The sequence below is a fragment of the Rhodanobacter sp. Root480 genome, from assembly GCF_001426645.1.
Taxonomy (GTDB): Bacteria; Pseudomonadota; Gammaproteobacteria; order Xanthomonadales; family Rhodanobacteraceae; genus Rhodanobacter; species Rhodanobacter ginsenosidimutans.
Genome location: NZ_LMEX01000002.1, coordinates 528,509 through 549,657, shown reverse-complemented (window position 1 = coordinate 549,657; position 21,149 = coordinate 528,509). Strand labels below are relative to the sequence as shown.

16 protein-coding genes are annotated in these 21,149 nt (G+C 65.6%); 9 read left to right on the top strand and 7 right to left on the bottom strand.

The window, feature by feature from the left end; all coding sequences use genetic code 11:
- Positions 1-57 precede the first annotated feature (57 nt).
- Complete coding sequence (locus tag ASD22_RS09475; protein WP_056082264.1) at positions 58-666, bottom strand: hypothetical protein; 609 nt, start codon at positions 664-666, stop codon at positions 58-60.
- Positions 667-683: 17 nt separating this feature from the next.
- Complete coding sequence (locus ASD22_RS09470) at positions 684-2,741, bottom strand: TonB-dependent receptor (protein ID WP_056082260.1); 2,058 nt, start codon at positions 2,739-2,741, stop codon at positions 684-686.
- A 109-nt stretch (positions 2,742-2,850) separates the two neighbouring features.
- Here ASD22_RS09470 and ASD22_RS09465 point away from each other — a divergent pair, with 109 nt between their 5' ends.
- From ASD22_RS09465 to ASD22_RS16685, 4 genes are all read left to right on the top strand, one after another.
- A complete protein-coding gene (locus ASD22_RS09465) occupies positions 2,851-3,198 on the top strand; it encodes a PepSY domain-containing protein (protein WP_056082257.1) in 348 nt (115 codons plus the stop codon).
- Positions 3,198-3,860, top strand: coding sequence for a response regulator transcription factor (locus ASD22_RS09460; RefSeq protein WP_056082255.1), 663 nt, complete (start codon positions 3,198-3,200; stop codon positions 3,858-3,860). The genes ASD22_RS09465 and ASD22_RS09460 overlap by 1 nt, the downstream gene beginning before the upstream one ends.
- Positions 3,857-5,212 (top strand): HAMP domain-containing sensor histidine kinase, encoded by a 1,356-nt coding sequence (locus tag ASD22_RS09455; protein WP_056082252.1) that lies wholly within the window; start codon positions 3,857-3,859, stop codon positions 5,210-5,212. The genes ASD22_RS09460 and ASD22_RS09455 overlap by 4 nt, the downstream gene beginning before the upstream one ends.
- 262 nt (positions 5,213-5,474) lie before the next feature.
- On the top strand, positions 5,475-5,612 hold the full coding sequence (locus tag ASD22_RS16685) for a hypothetical protein (RefSeq protein ID WP_156458983.1): 138 nt from the start codon (positions 5,475-5,477) through the stop codon (positions 5,610-5,612).
- Positions 5,613-5,750: 138 nt separating this feature from the next.
- On the opposite strand, the gene ASD22_RS09450 is transcribed toward ASD22_RS16685, so the two are convergent.
- Both ASD22_RS09450 and ASD22_RS09445 read right to left on the bottom strand, forming a co-directional pair.
- Positions 5,751-7,055, bottom strand: a complete 1,305-nt coding sequence (locus tag ASD22_RS09450; protein WP_200946349.1) for a histidine-type phosphatase — start codon at positions 7,053-7,055, stop codon at positions 5,751-5,753.
- A gap of 117 nt (positions 7,056-7,172) precedes the next feature.
- Positions 7,173-9,554, bottom strand: a complete 2,382-nt coding sequence (locus tag ASD22_RS09445; RefSeq protein ID WP_056082250.1) for a TonB-dependent receptor — start codon at positions 9,552-9,554, stop codon at positions 7,173-7,175.
- A gap of 243 nt (positions 9,555-9,797) precedes the next feature.
- On the opposite strand from ASD22_RS09445, the gene ASD22_RS09440 reads away from it, so the two are divergent.
- Positions 9,798-11,861 (top strand): phytase, encoded by a 2,064-nt coding sequence (locus ASD22_RS09440; RefSeq protein ID WP_082520202.1) that lies wholly within the window; start codon positions 9,798-9,800, stop codon positions 11,859-11,861.
- Between the two features lie 438 nt (positions 11,862-12,299).
- The gene (locus ASD22_RS09435; RefSeq protein ID WP_056082240.1) at positions 12,300-14,828 is read left to right on the top strand and encodes a TIM-barrel domain-containing protein; all 2,529 of its coding nucleotides are present in this window, start codon (positions 12,300-12,302) and stop codon (positions 14,826-14,828) included.
- Between the two features lie 20 nt (positions 14,829-14,848).
- Here ASD22_RS09435 and mug read toward each other — a convergent pair whose 3' ends face one another.
- Together mug and ASD22_RS09425 are read right to left on the bottom strand one after the other, a co-directional pair.
- A complete protein-coding gene (gene mug, locus ASD22_RS09430; RefSeq protein WP_056082237.1) occupies positions 14,849-15,385 on the bottom strand; it encodes a G/U mismatch-specific DNA glycosylase in 537 nt (178 codons plus the stop codon).
- 17 nt (positions 15,386-15,402) lie between these two features.
- Positions 15,403-16,014, bottom strand: a complete 612-nt coding sequence (locus ASD22_RS09425) for a TetR/AcrR family transcriptional regulator (RefSeq protein WP_056082233.1) — start codon at positions 16,012-16,014, stop codon at positions 15,403-15,405.
- Between the two features lie 117 nt (positions 16,015-16,131).
- Between ASD22_RS09425 and ASD22_RS09420 the strand changes: the two genes are divergently transcribed.
- Positions 16,132-16,551, top strand: a complete 420-nt coding sequence (locus ASD22_RS09420; RefSeq protein ID WP_056082230.1) for a VOC family protein — start codon at positions 16,132-16,134, stop codon at positions 16,549-16,551.
- A 56-nt stretch (positions 16,552-16,607) separates the two neighbouring features.
- Here the strand turns inward: ASD22_RS09420 and ASD22_RS09415 are convergent, their stop codons facing one another.
- On the bottom strand, positions 16,608-18,584 hold the full coding sequence (locus ASD22_RS09415) for a M1 family aminopeptidase (RefSeq protein ID WP_056082227.1): 1,977 nt from the start codon (positions 18,582-18,584) through the stop codon (positions 16,608-16,610).
- 266 nt (positions 18,585-18,850) lie between these two features.
- Between ASD22_RS09415 and ASD22_RS09410 the strand changes: the two genes are divergently transcribed.
- Entirely contained in the window at positions 18,851-20,644 is a 1,794-nt protein-coding gene (locus tag ASD22_RS09410) for a sensor histidine kinase (RefSeq protein ID WP_056082226.1), read from the top strand.
- Positions 20,641-21,087 (top strand): response regulator, encoded by a 447-nt coding sequence (locus tag ASD22_RS09405; protein WP_056082222.1) that lies wholly within the window; start codon positions 20,641-20,643, stop codon positions 21,085-21,087. Before ASD22_RS09410 ends, ASD22_RS09405 begins: the two co-directional genes overlap by 4 nt.
- Positions 21,088-21,149 lie beyond the last annotated feature (62 nt).

The window sequence follows — 21,149 nt, the reverse complement described above, 5'->3', positions numbered from 1 at the left end:
AGCCTCTGTCCCATTTCGCCCCGTAGGTTGCCGTTGCTGCTGCCCTTGATCCTCCACTCACTTGTGAGGCGGTGAGTCGTGGTCGACAGGCCCGCAGGGGAGTCGACACGGCGAGGGCATGGATGCCCGAGTTGAGGCAACGCAGGAGCGGTTGCCCGATGTCGGCTTCTTTTCGTCAGGACAGGAGTCCTGTCGAAAAGCCCGGCCGAGGAATGGCAGAAACATGATTGTGAGCAGCACTGGCAGGGTGAAGTCCCTGGCCGTGTGGGATGTGGCGAAATCGCTAAAGTCAATGACGATGTAATAGATGGAATTGCCAAGTATCAGAAGCGAAAGCAGAATTAACAACCCGGTTGCCATGTTGTGGACGTATTTCAGCTTTCCGGCGCGTTCGGCGATGGCGCTGGTTATGCCCAGCACGATTAGGCTAAAAACGATCGCCTCGGCAATCAGGCCAAAGGTATAGCTAGATGAAACGAAGGAAAGGAAAGCAGTGATGCTGATTGCCTCAAGGACGGTTGCGCGGAAATACGACGTTCCGGATTCGACCTTCTCGTACTTGAACGCCGCGACCAGCGCAAAGCTGCCTGTCCAAAGCAGCGTGTTCTTCAGGTTTGACCATTGCCACCAATCAGGCGCTGACAGCAGCCATACGCAAGCCGCCACGTAGCAAACGACCGCCCCTAACCTCCCACACTCCGCCGAAACGTCAAACTCACAAACCCCGGCGACCGCCGCCGACGCCGCTCAATCTCTTCCAGCGGCTCGGTCGAACGCGGCCCGTCGTACTTCTCCCGCGTCTCGTCAAACCCGCGCCCGAATAGGTCAGTCGCCTCAGCCCGCACGCGCCAATGCGCCCCCACTTCCTGCTCGACGAACAACGTCCAGCCCATACCTTCCGACTCCCGTTTGATCTCGTCGTAGCGGTATTCGGTTTTGCGTTCGGCGATGTGTTCGATCTGGATGCCCCAGTGGGTGCGCGAGGTGGGGAGGTCCTGGGTGAGTTCGATGCTGCCTTCGACGGGCTTTTCTTCGGAGATGGAGCGGCCGAGGCCGGTGGTGGGGTCGGTGACGCGACTGCGGCGCCATTGCATGGAGGAGGTGAGGCGGCCGCCGTGGAAGCCGATCCCGTCGAGCGGCAACGAGACGTCCAGCGCCAGGGTGTCGCGGCGGCCGTCGCCGATGTTGCCGGGGGCGTCGAAGATGTCGTCGTCGGTGATCACCAGTACGCGGTCGACCACGTCGCTGATGCGCTCGTGGGTCCAGCTCGCGGTGAAGGCGGCGTCGTGCCAGAGCTGGTGTTCCCAGGTGAGGACGCTGCGCAAAGTTCGGTCGGGTTTGAGTTCGGCGTTGCCGGCGCTGATGCGGCCGGTTTCCAGCGAGGCGGAGGCGACGAAGTCCTCGAAGTCGAGCTGGCCGACTTCGCGCGAGAGTGCCAGCCGCAGTTGGTCGTTGGGGTCGACGTCCCATTGCACGGACAGGCGCGGTTTGGGGTAACTGAAGTGGCGCTGGCGCGGCGAGTCGCCGGTTTGCGCGATGGTGGATTGCTCCAGCCGCAGGTCGGCGTCGAGCATCCAGCCGGGCGCGGGCTTCCAGGTGGCGCCGGCGGCGGCTTCGCTGCGGCGCTCCTCGATGTGCACGTCGGAGCCGGGCAGGGCGACGTCGACGCCGTCCTGCTGCAAGTGGGTGGTGCTGCGCAGGGTGTTGCGCGCGCCTTCGAACGAGCCGTTGAAGGTGAGCGCATCGGACCAGGCGTGGGTGAGGTTGATGCGGCCGATGCTTTCGGCGGTGCGGGTGTTCTCGTCGAAGGTTTCGTCGTCGCCGTCTTCGTGCGCGCGCTCGCGATCGTCCAGCCAGGCCTGGTGGCGGGTGGCCATCAATTCCAGCCGGGTGCGCTCGCCAAACTGGCGCACGTAGCGGGCACCGGCTTCGGCTTCGTTGGTGTCCTCGTTCTCGTGCACGCGCTCGCTGCCCTCGGCGGGCGCCAGCGCGTCGATGCGGGTGTCGGTGCGCGCGCGTTCGCCGCGGGCGGCGCCGGTGAGGGTGAGTTGGCCGCCGGCCAGCGGCTGGCGCCAGTTGGCGCTGGCTTCGGCCTTGTTCTTGATGGTGCGGGTGTCCAGCCGCTCGCGCTGCTGCCGCGTGCCGTCCGGCGAGAAGGTATCGATGTGGCCGCGGCCGCTGTCGTCGTCCAGTTCGGGATCGAGCTTCAAGGCCAGATCCAGCGTGTGGCCGTCCCAGCGGCGGCCGTATTCCCACTGGCCCTTCGGCGCCATCCAGCCGTCGGTGGCGGCCACCATGCCGGCTTCGATGGCGGACTGGCTGGTGGCGTCGTGCCGACGCACGACGTTGGCCAGCAGCGCGTAGCCGGACATGTCTATGCCGGGCACGCCGCCGCGGATCAGTTCGATGCGCGCCACTGCGCTGGCCGGGATGCGCTTGAGCAGCGTCTTGGCGTCCTCGTGTTTGCTGGTGGGGCGCGCGCCGTCTATCAGCACGTTGCCGCGGGCGCCGGCATAGCCGCGCACGTCTTCGTCGGCATCCACGGTGACGAAGCCGGGCAGGCGCGAGAGCATGTCCCACGCGTTGGCCGGGGCGTTGTCGGCGAAATCGGCGGGCAGGTAAAGGCTGACGTCGCCGCCGCGTGCGGCCGGCGGTTGTTGCGCCTGTGCCGTGCGGGGAGTGATCGACAGCTCGGCAATAGTTGCCAGGACGAGCCAGCTTGCACGCGAAGCGATGGACATGGAGACTGGATTCCGCAGGAGTTCCCCGCAGTCTGTGCCGGCGTTGCTGACATCCACGCCACGCCCGATGTCAGCTTGTTGTCAGCGCGGTTGCCGCAGGATCGACCCCATGAATATCCCTCTGATCCGCCGCATCGCCATTCCCTTTTCGCTCGCCGCGTTGTTGCTGGGCGCGTCCGCGCTGGGCCTGTCCCAGCGCGCGCTGGCCGGCAGCCACGACCACGATGACCACATCGAGGCACGCGCGCTGCTGCAGCGGGGTGAGATATTGCCGCTCAGCCGCATCCTCGCCATCGTGCAGCAGCGCGTGCCCGGCGACGTGGTGGAGGTGGAGCTGGAACACGGCAAGCACCACGGTTGGGAGTACGAGGTAAAAGTGCTCACCGCGCAGGGTCGCGTGCGCGAGGTGAAACTCAACGCGCGCAGCGGCGAGGTGCGCAAGGTCGAGGACGACTGATGCGCTGTCTCGTCGTCGAGGACGATCCGGACATCCAGGCCGATCTGGCGCGCGCGCTGGAGGCCGCCGGCTTCGTCGTCGACCGCGCCGGTGACGGCGACGATGCCTGGTATCGCGGCGACGTGGAGGATTACGACGCGGCCGTGCTGGATCTGGGCCTGCCGCGACTGGATGGCCTCTCGGTGTTGCGCCGCTGGCGCGCGGCCGGGCGCGCGTTTCCGGTGATCATTGTGTCCGCGCGCGGCGACTGGACCGAGAAGGTGGAAGGCATCGAAGCGGGCGCCGATGATTACATGGCCAAGCCGTTCGAGATGGGCGAACTGGTGGCGCGGGTGCGCGCGCTGGTGCGCCGCGGCGCGGGGCGCGTGTCCAGCGTGGTGGCGATCGGTGGCCTGCGGCTGGACACCATGCGCATGAGCGCGGTGTTCAACGGCGCGCCGGCGCGGCTGTCGCCGCTGGAATTTCGGCTGCTGGATTACCTGTCGCACCAGAGTGGCCGCGCGGTTTCCGCCGGCGAGTTGGCCGAGCATCTCTACGGCGCGGCCGAGGATGGCGACACCAACGCCATCGAGGCGATCGTGGCGCGACTGCGGCGCAAGTTCGGCGCCGGCATCATCGTCACCCGCCGCGGCTTCGGCTATTTGCTGGAGCCCAGCGCATGATCGCCCGCTCGCTGCATTGGCGCCTGCTCGGCGGTGCCATGGCGGCGATCCTGCTGGCGCTGGTGCTGGCGTGGCTGTTCATGACCGTGCTGTTCGAACATCACCTGGAGCGTCGACTGCAGGCGGAGATGACGCGCGATGGCCTGCGCCTGGTGGCCGGGCTGGTGATGGCGCCCGGCGAGGCGCCGCGGATCGAGCGCCCGCCGGTGGATTCGCGGCTGGAAACGCCGGCCGGCGGTTATTACTGGCAGGTGACCACCGCCGCTGGCACGCTGCGCTCGCGCTCGCTGTGGGATGGCGACCTGCCGCCACCCACCGACGCGCCGCTGGATGGTTGGCGCCTGCGTCACGCAAACGGGCCTTACGGCAAACCGGTATCGCTGCTGGAACGGCGCGTGGCGCTGGCGGACCACGATGCGCCAGCGCTGTTGCAACTGGCGCAGGACAGCGCCCCGCTCGCGTCGGCGCGCGCGGAATTCGGCCGCGAACTGGCAGCGTTTCTGGCGGTGCTGTGGGTGGTGCTGTCCGGCGCGGCGTGGTTGCAGGTGCGGTTGGGTCTGCGCCCGTTGGGCCGCGTGCGCAGCGAGTTGGCCGCGTTGCGCGACAGCGCCAGCGCGCGCCTGCCCGAAGCGCGCCTGCGCGAGGTGCAACCGCTGATCGATTCCATCAACGCGCTGGCCGATACGCGCGAGCGCGACCTGGCGGTGGCGCGCCAGCGCGCGGCGGATCTGGCGCACAGTTTGAAAACACCGCTGGCCGCCATGGCCGCGCAAAGTCGTCGCGCTCGTGACGCCGGTGCCGACAAGGCCGCCGATGGGCTGGATCGCGCCATCGCCGCCATCCAGCGCACCGTCGAGGCGGAACTGGCACGGGCACGCATCGCCGCGATCCGTCGCCAACCCGGTGGCAATGCGGCCGTGCGCGCCACGGTGGAGCGGCTGGTGACGGTGCTGGAGCAGACCGATCGCGGCGGCGAACTGGCGTTCACTCTGGACATCCCCGCCAACCTGCAGCTGGCGGTGCTGCCCGATGACCTGTCGGAAATTCTGGGCGCAGTGCTGGAAAACGCCGTGCGCTATGCGCGTCGGCAAGTGCGGATACAAGCGGAGGCCGGGCCGGGGTGGACGCGCGTGGCGATCGAGGACGATGGTCCCGGCATCGACACCGATCAGGCCAAGGCGGCGCTGGCACGCGGTGGCCGGCTGGACGAGGCGCAGGGCGGCAGTGGCCTGGGGTTGGCGATCGCGCGCGAATTGGCCGAGGCCACCGGCGGCGCCATCGGCATGTCCCGCTCCGCACTGGGCGGCTTGCAGGTCTGCTTCACCTGGGACGCCAGCAGAAAGCCGGGCTGAGCGGTTGTGATTTTCCAATCTCTCAGCCCGGCCATAGAGGGCATGGCGAGGGCAAGGATGCCCGAGTTGGGGCAACGCAGGGAGCGGTTGCCCGATGGCCGGGCACGTACCGAACGCGAGATGGAAGAAGACCACTGGAAGTGGTCTTCTTCACAAGTTCTGACACGTACGCATTCAAGTGCAGCGATGAACTGAGGCTCGTGCGGCAAACCAGCCTTCCGGCACTCGTCGCCTTGCGCGCACCGGTTGTCGGGTACGCCACATGACCCGAGGTTTGCCACCACCCTCCTATTACCGCGACACCGCCGTGCTCCATGCCCATGCCCATGCGCTGTACGCCACGTTGCAGGGTCGGCACGAAGCGAAGGTGGTCGTCGTGGGCGGCGGTTACGCGGGCTGAACACGGCACGGGTCTGGCCGAGCGCGGTGCCCGCGACCCAGCCGGTTCGCCCGTCGCAATTGCGCGCGGGTTAGCGAACAGGACCTGCCGGGAAGTGCATGAATCCACCGGGGCCGAGATGCCGCCCCGGTGCAACGCTCACTTCGCCGCTGGCGTACGCAGCGGCTCGATCAGCTTGGCGCCCACGATCCGCTCGAAGTCCGCGATGGGGCAGCGCTGGTCGCACCCCGGGATCGACAGATATTCGTAGGACGGCGAGTTGCCTTCATCCAGCTTCTGCAGCTCACGCACCTGGTCCATCGTCTGCGAGCGGTAGAACGCACGCACGAACTGCTCGCCGGCGGCATCGGCCAGGACCTCGAAACCGATCGCGCCGGCAGGCGGCGGATCGTCGCGCGGATAGCCGGGCACCTGCCAATGCAGGTCGAGCATGCCGCCGAGGTCGGCGATGTTGGTGTCGTGGCCTACCAGCAACGTGAGCTTGGGGCCGTGCTCCACGGCGGCGAGCATACGCGCGGCCAACGGTGAGGCAGCACGATCGGCAACGTATGGCACGCGGCCTTCATAGCGATACTTGATCGGATGGAACTCGAGCAGGGTCGCGATCCGTTTGCGATCGAGGCGCCCCCAGGCGACATCCTTCATGGGCATGCCTTCGAGGTATTCCAGCAGGAAGGTCTGGCTGGCGGTGGAGGCGATGCCGAACGGGTCGCCCACATCCGGGCGATCGTTCTCGTTGCGCACCAGGCCAGCCGGCATGGTCGAGATATCGCACGCGGCGCCGGGCGTGCAGCCCAGTGCGTGGTTGAGCAATTCGAAGAGTGGCGCGTTGGCCTTCACTTCCGCGGCCATGCCGCCGGGCGGCATCACTGCCTCCACCGCGCGCATGGCTTCGTCGGCGTCGATCGCCATCGCGCCGGTCTCCAGAGGATGGAACACCACGTCGTCGTGCTTGTCGGCGGGGAACGAGACGTCGATGTGGCAGCCCGGCGCAAGCCCCTCCAGCAGGGCACGCGCCGTCGCCTGGGTGCGCGATTTGGAGCTCGCCGCCACATCCACGTCGGCCACTGCCGGGCAACCTGCGGCGGGCAGCAGGCCGCGCGCCGCCCAGTTGGCACGGTCCCACTCGCCGAGCAGACGCACCGCGTCGTAACCGTGCGTGGTCAACTCTCCGAAATCCGTGGTCCATTTGGGCCACGGTTGATCGTTGGTCCTTGGCGGGGTGACCTGCGGCTTGGTGGGCGGGCGCACGCCATGGCGCATCAACATGACCACGCGTTCCAGCCGCAACTCGCTGGGCGCAACGGTGGGCGCGGAACTGGCGTGCGTGGAAGCGGCGGGGGCCGGCGCGGGGGGCGCTTCATGCGGACGCGTGCAGGCGCCCGCTACCAGCACGAAGGCGCCTGCCAGCAGGGCAGGCAGCATCGGACGTGTCTTGAGCATGGTCGGATTCCTCGTGGATCATGGCCAACGGCAGGTTGCCGTGACCTCGCTCGCGATGGATGCAGAAAAAAACGGCGATCCCGAGGGACCGCCGCCAGCCACCGTGGGGACGGTAATTTAGAATACGGCGCGCAACGTCAGTGACCAACGTGGCGAGGAGCATTCACGTTCCAGCTCCATAAAATCGACGTTGTATGCCCGGTTGTTGGCCATCATCTCGGCGGCATCGTCACCGGCAAAATCCTGCTCCAGCTGCTGGCTGCAAGAGTCCAGCAGATTGTTTCCGGTCAGGCGAACCACGTACGACTTGCCCAATCGCTTCTCCAGGAACAGCTCGAGGTTGCCGCCGTAGATGGTGCTCTGCATTTCGCCCGGCGAGTTGTGCTGGTAGGCCGGGCCCTGTTTCTGATAGCTGGCGCCGAAGCTGGCTTTCCACGCAGGGATTTCCTGAGTGACGCCCACGTTGTAGACATACGAGGGCTGGTCATCGATGGTCGTGTCGCGATTCGTGATCGGATTGAGGCGCTTGGAGAACAACCGCGTGTAATTGCCGAACACGCCGGTGTGGTCCATCCCCATGAAGGTCAACGGCATCGACAGATCGAACTCGGCACCACGGACCTTGGCCTTGCCGATGTTCTGGAAGCTGTACAGCCCGCCTGGGAAATCGTCCGGGTCCTGGCCAGCGTCGGTCACCGGGCGCAGGGTCCGCACCATGCCGATGAGATCGGTAATGTTGCGCTGGAACAGGTTCACGCCCACCACGCCGCTCTTGCCGATGTTGTGCTCGAAGCCCAGATCGAAGCCGAGCGCGCGTTCCATCTTCAGATTCGGGTTGCCAATTGTAACGTCGTAGTCGCCCGGCGATTCGAGTGTGATCGAAGGCACCAGCTGATCGACGCCGGGCCGGCGCACGGTACGCGCGACGCTGAAACGCAACTGGTCCGCGTCAGTCAGCTTCCACTGCAGATGCGCTGATGGATTGAGCATGAACGCGTGGCTGTCGGCACTGCCCCTCGTTTGCCCGTCCGCCACACCGTTGGTGGATTCGGTCGTGACGAAGTTCTGGCTCGTCCGCGTTTTTTCGCCGCGCACGCCGGTGGTTAACGTCACCGCGGAAGACAGGTTCCAGTCCACCTTGGCATACGTGTCGAAGCGGTTTTCGTCGTACTGGTAATCGCCCGCCGTGCCTTTCTGCTTCGCTTTGCTGAGGCCGGATATTTCCGACTCGGTGAACGTGCGGTCCTTGTTCTTCAGCTGCACGCCGACTTTCAGCGTCGCCGCATCGATGCCCAGCGACTTGGCTAGACCCGGCATGCGGCGTGTGACAGAGGCGTCGGCCTGCCAATTCTTGTCGTCCGCCGAGGTGCCTTTGACCTTATCCTTGGTATCGGGTGTGTCTTTGAAGTAGTGCTTTACGGTGCTGCCCTTGGTGCTGTTGCGGCCCAGGTAGGCCTCGAAATCGGTCTGGTCGTTGAACGACGTGTTGAACACGGCCGACAGGCCGTAGCTGTCTTCGTCCATGGGCGTTTTTTCGAACTTGCGCTCCGGATTCTGCAGATCCAGGCCACCCACGGTGCCGTCGCCCTCGTAGGTACGCGTGTTCTCGTATTCATCGCGGCGCGTCTGCATCGCGAACGCGTCCACCCGCAGGCTGGTCATGTCGGAGAGCAGCCAGGTCAGGTCGCCATTGAAGGAAAGGTCCCTCGATTCGCGCGTATCGCCTTGCTCCTCGCGAGACGCCGCACGCGACTTGGCGGCGTTGTTCCAGCTCTGCAGGTCGTGGCCGTTGCTGTGGGCGGCGATCGCGTCGGCGAACCCGACGGTATTGCCGTCGACTACTTCCTGGATGGCATGCTTCTCGTTGAAGCGTTTTTGCGCGTCTAACGTCAACGAGTAGAAAAGGTTCTTCGCGTCGTTGCCGCCGGACCACGAAAACGCAGCGTTGGGCCGGATCCTGCCGGTCTTCTTGTCCCATGTCTCGCCAACGCGCACGATCACGCCCGGCGGCAGCGTGGCGCCGTCCTTCAGGATGATGTTGATGGTGCCGCCCACGCCCTGGCTGTCGAATTCCGCCGACGGCGAACGCACAATCTCGATGCGGTCGATGATTTCAGCTGGGATACGGTCAACGGCCACCGAACGATCGTTGCCGATGCCGGGTACCGAGCGGCCATTGATCAGGATCTGTGTGTAGCCGTTGCCCAGGCCGCGCATTTCCGGCGCCACCGATTCGCCCACGTCGCCGACGAAAGCCACACCCGGGACGCGGCGCAACTGGTCGCCCACCGACACCGGCTCGAATTTGGCGAAGAACTGCTGGTCGTACACCAGCACCGGCGCGGGAATGTCGATGTGGCTGCGGTATTCGATGTTGCCGGTCACGACCATGCCCTGCAGGTCGATGGTCTTTTTATCTTCTGTGGCTGCGGCTTGCTCGTTGTCGCTGGCTGCGGTGCCGGCGCCGGCGTCCTGAGCGAAGCCGGGTGTGGCGAGCACGCACCCGCTCAAAAGCAGGGCTGCGTGCAACGCATTTCGGCGAAAAGTGGTCATGGATCATCTACCCCCGAAGACGTGCCAACTTCGACTGCGCCCCCATGGCGAAGCATCTGGCAAACGTAGATTACGAATAAATTTTCTAATTTGCAACACTCTTGGAATTTTTCGTGCAAATGGTAATCTTCTCCCGTATGGTTGGCTAAACGGCCGCGCACGGGCGTGGCCGATAGCGAGGAGTTGGGGATGAAAGCACTGTTTCTTTACGGTTTGGTGGCAACCCTCGCGCTCGGCGCCGTGGGTTGCGGCGGCGCAACACGCAGCGCTCCAGCGACGGGGACGACGACCGTCCCTGCACGCGTGCAGACACAGCCGACCAGCAGCGGCAAGGCCAATGCGGCCGTGGTGGTGGCTGGTCCCGACGGTCAGGCACACGTCGTTGCGGCCGCGGCGCTGGGGGGGCTGCAAGTGTTCGGCATGGACGGCGCGAGCCAGCACAGCACCCCTGCCGGCGAGGTGGCGGGAGTGGACGTGGGCTACGGCTTTTCGCTCAACGGCAAACCCACAACCATCCTGGCCGCGGTCGAATCCACCGGCAACAGCCTGCGGTTGTTCACCATGCACGGTGACACGCCCGTCGAAGCCGGCGCCCGCGCCATTCCGCTCGACTTTGCTGTCGAGGGCGTTTGCCTCTATCGCAGCCAGTTGGACAACGCCTTTTACGCCTTCGTGATCGGTGACGGCGGCGAGGTGGATCAACAGATGATCTACGCCAACGCCGAGGGCAAGCTGGATGCGCGCCAGGTACGCCGCATCAACTTGCCCTCCAAGCTGAAACAGTGCACCGCCAACAGTGCCGGTGACGTCTATATCAACGAGCAGACGGTGGGCGTCTGGCATCTGAACGGCAATCCGGAGGCAGACCTCGCCGCCACCTTGGTGGACGCGCCGCGGTTGGGCCATTTGGGCGAGGAGAACGAAGGCGTAGCGCTGTACGACGGCGGCAAGGACAGCCAGTGGCTGCTGGTGTCGAACACCTCGGAGGGCCGCATCAATGTCTACGACCGCGCCCACGACAACGCGCTCCTGGGCAGCTTCAGTGTCAGCGCTGGCGACCAGAAGGACACCGTAGCCGATCTCGGCCCGCTGTTTGCCACCAGCGCCGCGCTTGGTAGCGGTTTTCCGCATGGCGTGCTGCTGATCGGCGACGAGGATGGCGGCAGCAACTACAAGCTGGTATCGATGGCCGACGTGGCCAGCGCGCTGAAGCTCTCGTCTGGCACGCCGCAGGACCCGCGCAACGCACCGAAACCTGCCATCGCCACGGTGACCGCCCTGGTGGAAACCCGCCCTGTCGGCAGCTACGGCGATGCGGCCGACGACCCGGCCATCTGGGCCCACCCGACCGATCCTGCGAAAAGCCTGGTAGTGGCCACCGACAAGAAGGCCGGCATGGTGGTGTACGACATGCAGGGTGACCTGGTGCAATTCCTGCCCGACGGCAAGATGAACAATACCGACCTGCGCGATGGTTTCAGCCTGGGCGGCAAAAAGGTCACGCTGGTGACCGCCAGCGATCGCACTCACAAGTCGATCGCGATCTACCGTCTCGATGGCGACGCGCGCCAACTCGTCAACGTGGCCGATGGCGTGCAGCCCACGGGCCTCGATGATCCGTACGGCCTGTGCATGTACCGCAGCGCGAAAAGCCACAAGACGTACGTCTTCATCAACAGCGGCGATGGCCTGATGCGGCAGTGGGAACTGCGGGATGCGGGCAATGGCAAGGTGCGTACCGCGCAGGTGCGCGAGTTCAAGATCCCCAGCCAGGCCGAGGGCTGCGTGGCTGACGACATCGGCGGCGCGCTGTTCGTGGGCGAGGAAGACGTGGCGCTGTGGAAGATGGATCCCGAACCGGACGGCGGTAGCGCGATGACGGCGGTCGACCGCGTGGAAAGCAACCCCGCGATCAAGGATGACATCGAAGGCATGGGCATCTACGACCTGGGCAATGGCCGCGGCTATGTGGTGGTTTCCAGCCAGGGCAACGACACGTACGCCGTGTACCGCCGCGAAGGCGATCACGCCTACCTGGGCTCATTCGCCGTGGTGGCCGACGGCGCGCGCGGCATCGATGGCATCTCCGAAACCGACGGCCTCGACGTCAGCAGCCGCAACCTGGGCCCTGGCTTCGAGCACGGCGCCATGGTGGCGCAAGACGGTCGCAACGTCCTGCCCTCGCAAAACCAGAACTACAAGTACGTGCCATGGGAGTCGATTGCCAAGGTACTGAAGTTGGAGATGCGCTGAGAGGTTGTGATTTCTCAACCTCTCAGCCCGGCCATGGATGGCCGGAAGCGGGTTGATCACACAGGTGATGGATTCGCGTGAGCGTTCTCCGGTGAATCGCCAGCGCCGCAAGCATTCGGGCAGCAGCCTGCTGCCCAATTGTGCGAACGGGTGAGCAGAGGTCAATGAGAGCCGGCGGGTGCGCCGGCCTTTTTTTGTCCGGAGATTGGTTGTGGCGACCGGTGCATGGGGAAGGCCGGTGCTTGCGTGGCGAGTGCATACGTATTCATGCGCGAAGAGGGCCGGTCGGGGGCAACGAAGCCGGATTGCCATGCGAGACTCCCCTGGCTGGCCGCCGGAGCGTCTGTGCGTGAACGCCAGCCCCGCATGGCTGGCTGCTGACGCTCGCGACCACCTCCGAAACATGTCATCCATGCCTGGCCATGGGGAGATCGAAACGTGACCAGAAAAATCCGGTTGATTCGCGTCATCGCCGCCCTCGCGCTGCTGTTTGCGGCGGGCGGAAGTCTTGCCTCCACCATCGCCGCGAACGGAAGCGTGGAGCGCGCATCCCACCTCGACCATCGCCGCGACGGCGTGGAGCTGGCGCTCGGTGCCGTGTCGCTGCGCGTGACGGCGTTGACCGACCACATCATCCGCGTGCGGATCGCGCGCGACGGCGTGTTCCCCGAAGACGCCAGCTGGGCGGTGCCGGCCGAGGTTCGCCGCGCGCGCGTCGCCGTGGAAAGTCATGCTGACGGCTTTTCCACCAAGGCATTGCGCGTGCGCATCGATCCACTGTCGTTGCGGATGGTGGTGGAAGATTTGCAGGGCCGCACGATTTCGGCCGATGCGGCCCAGCCATTTGATGGAGACGGACGCGCTTTCACCTTGCGCAAGCAGCTGCCGCTGTCCGAACACATCTTCGGCCTGGGCGACAAGACCGGTGGCTCGCTGGATCGGCGCGGGCAAAGCTACGTGGACTGGAACACCGATGCCTACGGTTTCAGCAGCGCCACCGATCCGATCTACAAGTCGATTCCGTTCTTCATCGGCGTGGGCGGTTCAGGCGGCAGCTACGGCATCCTGTTCGACAACAGCTGGCGCAGCTGGTTCGACTTCGGCCACCGCGATGCGGACACGCTGGCGTTCGGCGCGCCGGACGGTCCGATCGACTATTACCTCATCGCCGGCCCCTCCACCGCCGACGTGGTGCGCCGCTACACCGACCTCACCGGCAAGGCCCCGTTGCCGCCGAAGTGGGCGTTCGGCTATCAGCAGTCGCGCTACAGCTACATGAGCGGCGACGAGGTGCGGCAGGTGGCGGCGCGCTTGCGTGCGGACCGGTTTCCGGCCGACGTGATCTGGCTGGATATCGACTTCCAGGATCGCAACCGCCCGTTCACCGTCAACCGGCAGGCGTTTCCCGACATGCCGGGACTGGTACGCGACCTTGGTGACGAGGGCATCAAGCTGGTGGCGATCACCGACCTGCACATCGCCAAGGCACCGGGCGAGGGTTACGCGCCATACGACAGCGGCACGGCCGCCGATGCGTTCGTGCACAACCCGGATGGCTCGGTCTACGTGGCGCCGGTGTGGCCGGGGCCGTCGGTGTTTCCCGATTTCACCGAGGCCAGCGTGCGCGACTGGTGGGGCACCTTGTACCGACCGTTCGTGACCGACGGCATCGCCGGTTTCTGGAACGACATGAACGAGCCGGCAGTGTTCGAGACGCCGACCAAGACGATGCCGCTGGACACCGTCCACCGCATCGCCAGCGACGATTTCGCCCATCGCAACGCCAGCCATGCCGAGATCCACAACGTCTACGGCATGCAGAACACGCGCGCCACCTATGACGGGCTGCGCAAGCTGCGCCCGGACGAGCGGCCGTTCGTGATGACGCGCGCCAGCTACGCCGGCGGCCAGCGTTACGCGGTGACCTGGACCGGCGACAACGGCTCCACCTGGGATCAGCTGAAGCTGTCGGTGCATCAACTGATCAACCTGGGCCTGTCGGGCTTCTCATACAGCGCGGCCGACGTCGGCGGTTTCACTGGCGGTCCCAGCGCCGACCTGCTGACGCGCTGGTTCGAGATTGCCACGTTCACGCCGGTATTCCGCGACCATGCAGCCAAGGGCACGCCGCGGGCCGAACCCTGGGTGGATGGGCCGCAACACCTGGCCATCCGCCGGCATTACGTGGAGGAGCGCTACCGCCTGCTGCCTTATCTCTATGCATTGGCCGACCAGAACGCGCGTCTGGGCGATCCGATCATGCGGCCGGTTTTCTACGATTACCCGGAAGCGATCAGCGCCTCGTGCGATCAGTCGATGGCGTTCACCGTAGGTAGCCAGCTGCTGGTGGCGCCGCCGCCGAATCCGGAATCGCCGCAGGATTACGACGTCTGCCTGCCGGCGGGCGGCTGGTACGACTACTGGACCGGGCTGGCAGTGGATGGTGCGGCTGTCGATGGAGCCAACCCGACCATCCAGTCGGCATCGCAGGCCACCAACGAGAAACGCTCCAGCAGCATCGTGGTGAAAGAGACGCCGCGGCTGGACAAGCTGCCCGTGTTCGTGCGCGCCGGCAGCATCCTGCCGCGCCAGCCGCTGGTGCAGAGCACCGCGCAAACGCCAACCGGTGCGTTGCAGATAGACGTCTATCCCGGCGTCGATTGCCACGGCCAGCTGTATGCCGACGACGGCCACAGCATGGCGTACCGCAAGCAGGGTTTCCTGCGCCAGACGCTTCGTTGCACGGTGGGCGCCGATGGCGTGCGTATCGACTTCGCGGCGCGCGATGGCCGGTTCAAGCCATGGTGGAAGCAGTTGGCAGTGACAATCCATGGCTGGGATGGCGCAGGCCACGCGATGGTCGGTGGGCGGCGCGTCGACGCGGTGTCCGACCGTGCCGCGCGCACCTTGCGTTTCACCATTGCCGATCAACCAAAGGCGGCCAGCATCGACGCCCTGCACCAGTGAGGTGACTCACGCAGGGTGGGTTATGGCGCGGCGCCCACCGCCAGCCGAAGCTGCTGGTAGGCCGCCACGAGGCGGTCGAGCCGGAAGCTTCGATTGCGGCCGCTCGGGTTGGGCAGCACCCAGACGATTGCGCCGCCCATGAGGTCGGCCTGCCGTCCCCAGCCGACCTCCCGCCGGCCCGATAACGCGGCATACGCCGCCTTGCCCAGGAAGGCCACGAAGCGTGGCGCGTAGTGCTCGATCTTGCGCCGGAATTCAGCGGCGGCGGAGGCGAATTCCTCGGGCGCCAGCTGGTCGGCGCTGGCGGTGGGCCGGCTGACAACGGTGGTCAGGCCACAGTGGTAACGGAGAATCTGCCGATCGTCCTCGGACCGGATTTCGTCCGGGGTGAAGCCCGCCAGGTGGATGACGCGCCAGAAACGGTTCGTCGGCCCGACGAAATGATGTCCCGTGGCGGCAGCCATCAGGCCCGGGTTGATGCCACAGAACACCACGGCAAGCTGCGTCGCCATGAGGTCCGGCAATGCGGTCGATGTGCCTTCGGCCTCGCCATGCATGCTTTGCCGTCGAGGGTTCATCCGCAGATCACGCCGACCGCCTTCGACGCCAATGTGCGCAGGTCCTTGCGGGAGGTGCCGGCGCGGGCGCGCAGCGCCAGGGTGTGCAGGGTTGCGGTAGCGAGCAGGGCCAGCGCGGTCGGGTCGGTATCGCTGCCGAGTTCGCCGCTGTCGCGTGCACGGCGCAGGCGGGCTTCGAAACGGGTGTCGAGCGTGCGAAAGCCATCCATCACGCTGCGCCGTACCTCGGGGTCGTCGACCGCTTCGGTGATGGCCGTACCCACCACGAAACAGCCGCGCGCCGGGCCGTCCCCGGAGAAATAGATGGCCAACGCCGCGTCGTAGACGCGCATCAGCGCGGTTTCCAGCGCATGGTCGCCATCGAGTGCCTTGCGCGTCGCGACAAGCTGGAGCTCCCAGTAGCCGGCCAGCGCTTGCAGGTAGATCGCACGCTTGTCGCCGAACGCCGCGCGCAGGCTGGGCCGGTTCATGCCGGTCGCCGCCGTGATGTCGTCGAGCGAGGTTGCGGCATAGCCCGACTTCCAGAACGCACCCGTGGCCTGTCGCAGGGCAACCTGCGGTTCGTAGGCGCGCGGTCGTCCGCGTGGCTTCTTTGCTGTTTCGTTCATTTTGTACCGTTGCGTATGGAAACATTGACCTGCGGCGCCGGTCTAAATATTATCCGACGAAGTACAAAATTCACAGGGCGGCCTGCAATCCGGGTTTTCCGGGCAAGGAGTTGATTCATGCAAGAGCAGCATGCGCAAACAGTGGGGGCCGACCACATCGGCCTCACGGTGGGTGACCTGGAGCAGTCCCGCCGCTTCTTTGTCGAATGCCTGGGGTGGCAGGTCATTGGCGGTGTACCGGCGTACCCGGCGGTATTCGTCTCCGATGGCACCGTCGGATTGTCCCTGTGGGAGGTCGACAAGTCCGCGACCGCGGTCGCGTTCGATCGACGCAAGAACATCGGCCTGCATCACCTGGCATTGAAAGTGCCCGACGCGTCGACGCTGCAGAACATCTACGCCCGCGTGTCGGCCTGGCCCGGCGTGCAGACCGAATTTGCGCCGGAACCGGTGGCCGCCGGAGGATCACGCATGCACTGCATGGTGCGCGAACCGGGTGGGACGCGCCTTGAATTCGTCTGCACCCTGACCGACTGAGTGTTTCGCCAAGCAATGGTGCCCATGCCAGGCAGGACACCGTTGCCGTCAGCGGCCTACTTCACCTGCAGGCTGTTGTTGCTGCGGTCGTGATCGGGCAGGGCATGGTCCGGGTCGATGCTGACGGATGACACCTGGCGCGTGCCATCCACGTGCACGACGTAGTGGCGATGTTGCTGCCAGGTTTCCCACGGCACGCGCACCTGCTGCTTGCTGCCGTCGTCGTAGAGCACGTCGAGCGTGGCCGGCAACACCAGCCGGTCCAGGTTGGCGATGGTGACGTCGACGCCCTTGCGGTAATCGCCATCGGTGTAAGCCACCTTCTGCACCGCCAGATCCAGCGTCCAGTTGTGCTGGAACCAGCCGCGCCAGAACCAGCCAAGGTCTTCGCCGGTTTCGCTTTCCATGAAGCGGAAGAAGTCCGACGGGCTGGGGTGCTTGTACGCCCAGGTGGCGATGTAGCGGCGGAAGGCCGGGTCGAACCGTTCCGGCCCGATGATCTGCTCGCGCAGCAGCACCATGCCGAAGGCGGCCTTGAAGTAGGTGATCGGGTGGCGGTATTTCTCCGGCACCATGTCGGCGCCGATCAGCAGCGGCGGCGCGTCGGCGTCCAACATCACCTTGGCGATTTCGTCGGCGGGGTTGCCGCCGCCGGGCGCGTATTCGCTGTCGCGCTTGGGCGCGTATTCGCCGTGGTTGAAGGCGTCGTCCTCGTACACGTCGATGAAGGTGTTGAAGCCTTCATCCATCCACGCGTCGCGGCGCTCGTTGCTGCCCACGATCATCGGGAACCAGATGTGGCCGATCTCGTGCGCAATCACCATGTGCAGGCTCTTGCCTTTTGCCCGCTTGGAATCAAACGTGATGCCGGGATATTCCATGCCGCCGGCGGTGCCGGCTTCGTTGATCGCCACTGGCCACGGGTACGGGTACCACTGCCTGGAGAAATATTCGGTGGACGCCTTGAGGAACTCGGTGGCCCGACCCCAGGCCTGCGGGCCCGCACTTTCCACCGGATACACCGACATCGCCAGCGCGGTCTTGCCCTCGGGCAGGTTGATGCGCGCCGCGTCCCACACGTAGGCGGCCGAGGCGCCGAAGGCCACGTCGCGAGTGTTCTGCATGCGGAAGTGCCAGGTCAGCGTTCCGCCTGGCTTTGGACGACTGGATGGTTGGACCACCTCCGCTGCCGTGCGGATCATCACCGTCTTGTCGCTGTGTCGCGCCTGCGCCAGCCGCTTCTGCTGGGTGGCCGTCAGCACGTCCTCGGGGTTCAGCAGCTCGCCGGAACCGACCACGATCATGTTTGACGGCACGGTGACCGAATAATCGAAATCGCCGTACTCCAGATAGAACTCGCTGTTGAGGTAGGGCGCGGTGTCCCATCCGCGCAGGTCGTCGTAGACGGCCATGCGCGGATACCACTGCGCGATCTCGAAGATCTCGCCGTTCTTGCTGGCGTTCACGTCCATGCGGCCGCCGAACTCGCCGGGAACGGTGAAGCTCCATGTGACGTGCAACCGCAGCTTGCCGCCGTGGCCCGGCAACGCGTCGGGCAGGCGCACCTGCATGCGCGTATCGGAGACCACCCACTTCACCGCCTGCTTGCGGCCGTGCGCGTCTTCGACGGCCACCGATGCGATCCGGTAACCATCGGTGAACTCGGTGGGAAACTTGTCGCCGGTGAAGGCACCGCGGGCATCCTTGCGATAGCGGTTCTGGTCCAGCTGCAGCCACAGCACGTCCAGCGCGTCGGGGCTGTTGTTGGTGTAGCTGATCACTTCGCTGCCGCCGAGCTCGCGGCTGGCCGGGTCGAGCGTGGCGGTGATGTGGTAGTCGGCGCGGTTCTGCCAGTACGCCGGCCCGGGCTTGCCGCTGGCGGAGCGGTAAGCCGTTGCCGGCTGCGGGTAATCGAACGGTGCGAACGCCTGCTGCGGGTTGAACGCGGCACTATCGGCCGTGGCAGCCATGACCGGCATGGCCAGCCACAACAGGACACTGCCGAACAGGACGCGCGCGGTGGATGGAGTCATGGATACCTCGGGAAAAGGGGCAAGGCAGGGATGATATCCACAACCTCCGCAGGCCATGGCGTACGCCGCGCGCCCGATGGCTTGCGGATAGTGCCGGGTGCTGGCAACGGCAGGTCTTTTCCCTGAAAATCAGACACCTGTGGCAGCCGGCCGCACGAGGCGCGGGCCGTGTGCAACGTTACCTCGCCAGCTGGACAGCCTGCAAAAGCATGCAAGAATGAAGAATATTTCCCTTTGCGGCAGGTCGTGCCGATGACGCGAGCCACATGAAATTGAACGGTATCGTGCGCTGGCGCACGGCCGGGCTGTTGCTGGCGATGATGATCATCGTGGGCCTGCCATACATCGTGACGCTGTCCGGTCAGCGCGACACCGTGCGCGCCAACGCGTGGGTCATTCATTCCAACGAGGTCAAGGCGCTTACCTACCGGATCGCGTACGTGATCCACGACAGCGAGGCGGCCAGCTATCGCCTGCTGGCGGGCGACGCCACCGATGCCGTGCGTCAGCGGGCGGTAAGGGCAGCAAACGAAGCGACTGAGTTGTTGCCGGCCCTGCACGCGATGATGCGCGACAGCCCCGAGCAACAGGCGCTGGTCAGTGCACTGGAAAGCAGCGTCAACGGTCGCATCGCCCTGATGACCCAGGCGCAGGCCCGGCTGGACAAGGGAGATGCCGCCGGTGCGCGGCAATCATTGCGCGATGGCGACGATCTGTTCGGGATGAACGCGCGGATCAGTGCGATCGTGGCCAACGAGGACAACCTGCTGACGGAGCGTCAGCTCATCGCCGGCGATCAGGCCACGACGGGCCGGGTGGTGTTGTCGATCACCGCACTGGCCCAGCTCGTGCTGCTGATGATCATCGTGATCATGTCCGAGCGGCAGATCGGCCAGCGGCGATTGGCCGAGACCCGTGAGGGCCGGGCGGTGCTGCGCTCGCAGCTGATCTTCCAGGCCGTGCGCGAGCCGATCGCGCTGTTCGACGAGAGCCTCAATAGCCTGCTGGTGAACAACGCCTTCAGCGAGCTGTACGGTATGGACGCCGGGCAGCGCTCAATGCCGCTGGCGCAGATCGGCGAAGGCGCGTGGCAGGACAGCGTGCTGCTGCAACGTCTCAAGGATGTGCTGCTGCGCGACCGTGAGCTGTGGGATTACGACATGATCCAGCGCACCGTCGACGGCATGGATCGCCACGTGGTGATCAATGCGCGCCGCCTGCAGAAACTGGACACCGACGCGCCCACGCTGCTGTTGACGGTCAGCGACGTCACCACGCGTGCACTGGCCGAGCAGCAGGTGAACGACCTCAACCGCCAGCTGGAAGGCAAGGTGGCGCAGGTTTCCGACGTCAACCGCGAGCTGGAGGCGTTCAGCTATTCGGTATCGCACGACCTGCGGGCGCCGCTGCGGCACATCTCCGGGTTCGCCCGCAAGCTGGAGCAGCACCTGGGCGAACGGGTGGACGAGAAGGCCAGCCACTACATTGATGTCATCGGCGGCTCGGCACAGCGCATGGCGCTGTTGATCGACGACCTGCTGGTGTTTTCCCGCCTGGGCCGTGGCGCGCTGCGGCTGCAGGCGGTGGACATGCAGTCGCTGGTGGAGGAAGCCAGCGCGCTGGCCGAATCGGGCGCACCGGACCGGCGCATCGTGTGGACCATCAAGCCGCTGCCGATGGTCATCGGCGACGAGAACATGCTGCGCACCGTCTGGCAGAATCTGCTGGGCAATGCGGTCAAGTACACCGGCCATTGCGACGTGGCGCAGATCGAGGTCAGCGCGACCCAGGGTCGCCAGGGCGAGTACCAGTTCACCGTGAGCGACAACGGCGCCGGTTTCGACATGCAGTATGCGGACAAACTGTTCGGCGTGTTCCAGCGCCTGCACCGCGCTTCCGAGTTTCCGGGCAATGGCATCGGCCTGGCCAATGTCCGGCGTATCGTGGCACGCCATGGCGGCCGCGTCTGGGCCGAAGCCGAACCCGGGCACGGAGCCCACTTCCACTTTTCGTTGCCGGCCACCGACCTGGCCGGCTCACAAACCCGAGACAAGGCATGAACAAGAAAGACCTGCGAACCATCCTGTTGGTTGAAGACAGCGCCGCCGACGCGGAAATGGCGATGGATGCGCTGGGCGAGGCGCATCTGGCCAACCCGGTGGTCCACGTGGAAGACGGCGTCGAATGCCTCGACTACCTCTATGCGCGCGGCGCCTGGGCCACGCGCGAACCCGGCGATCCGGCGGTGGTGCTGCTGGACATCAAGATGCCGCGCATGAATGGCCTGGACGTACTTACCCAGATGCGCAATGACGAGCAGTTCAGGCGTATACCGGTGGTGATCCTGTCCTCCTCGCGCGAGGAAAGCGACCTGGCGCGCAGCTGGGACCTGGGCGCCAACGCGTACGTGATCAAGCCGGTCGACGTGGACCAGTTCTTCGACGCCGTGCGCACGCTGGGCCAGTTCTGGGCCGTGTTGAACCAGGCGCCCGAACAGGACTGAGCGAACGCGAATCAGGGCGATACGGCCGCGCTGGGTGGCTACTGAAAACGCGCAGGTGCGGG

Coding starts and splice junctions, on each gene's coding strand:
- ASD22_RS09470 (WP_056082260.1), bottom strand. CDS start 2,741: ATGTCCATCGCTTCGCGTGCAAGCTGGCTCGTCCTGGCAACTATTGCC.
- ASD22_RS09465 (WP_056082257.1), top strand. CDS start 2,851: ATGAATATCCCTCTGATCCGCCGCATCGCCATTCCCTTTTCGCTCGCC.
- ASD22_RS09460 (WP_056082255.1), top strand. CDS start 3,198: ATGCGCTGTCTCGTCGTCGAGGACGATCCGGACATCCAGGCCGATCTG.
- ASD22_RS09455 (WP_056082252.1), top strand. CDS start 3,857: ATGATCGCCCGCTCGCTGCATTGGCGCCTGCTCGGCGGTGCCATGGCG.
- ASD22_RS16685 (WP_156458983.1), top strand. CDS start 5,475: ATGACCCGAGGTTTGCCACCACCCTCCTATTACCGCGACACCGCCGTG.
- ASD22_RS09450 (WP_200946349.1), bottom strand. CDS start 7,055: ATGCTCAAGACACGTCCGATGCTGCCTGCCCTGCTGGCAGGCGCCTTC.
- ASD22_RS09440 (WP_082520202.1), top strand. CDS start 9,798: ATGAAAGCACTGTTTCTTTACGGTTTGGTGGCAACCCTCGCGCTCGGC.
- mug (WP_056082237.1), bottom strand. CDS start 15,385: ATGCATGGCGAGGCCGAAGGCACATCGACCGCATTGCCGGACCTCATG.
- ASD22_RS09425 (WP_056082233.1), bottom strand. CDS start 16,014: ATGAACGAAACAGCAAAGAAGCCACGCGGACGACCGCGCGCCTACGAA.
- ASD22_RS09420 (WP_056082230.1), top strand. CDS start 16,132: ATGCAAGAGCAGCATGCGCAAACAGTGGGGGCCGACCACATCGGCCTC.
- ASD22_RS09415 (WP_056082227.1), bottom strand. CDS start 18,584: ATGACTCCATCCACCGCGCGCGTCCTGTTCGGCAGTGTCCTGTTGTGG.
- ASD22_RS09410 (WP_056082226.1), top strand. CDS start 18,851: ATGAAATTGAACGGTATCGTGCGCTGGCGCACGGCCGGGCTGTTGCTG.
- ASD22_RS09405 (WP_056082222.1), top strand. CDS start 20,641: ATGAACAAGAAAGACCTGCGAACCATCCTGTTGGTTGAAGACAGCGCC.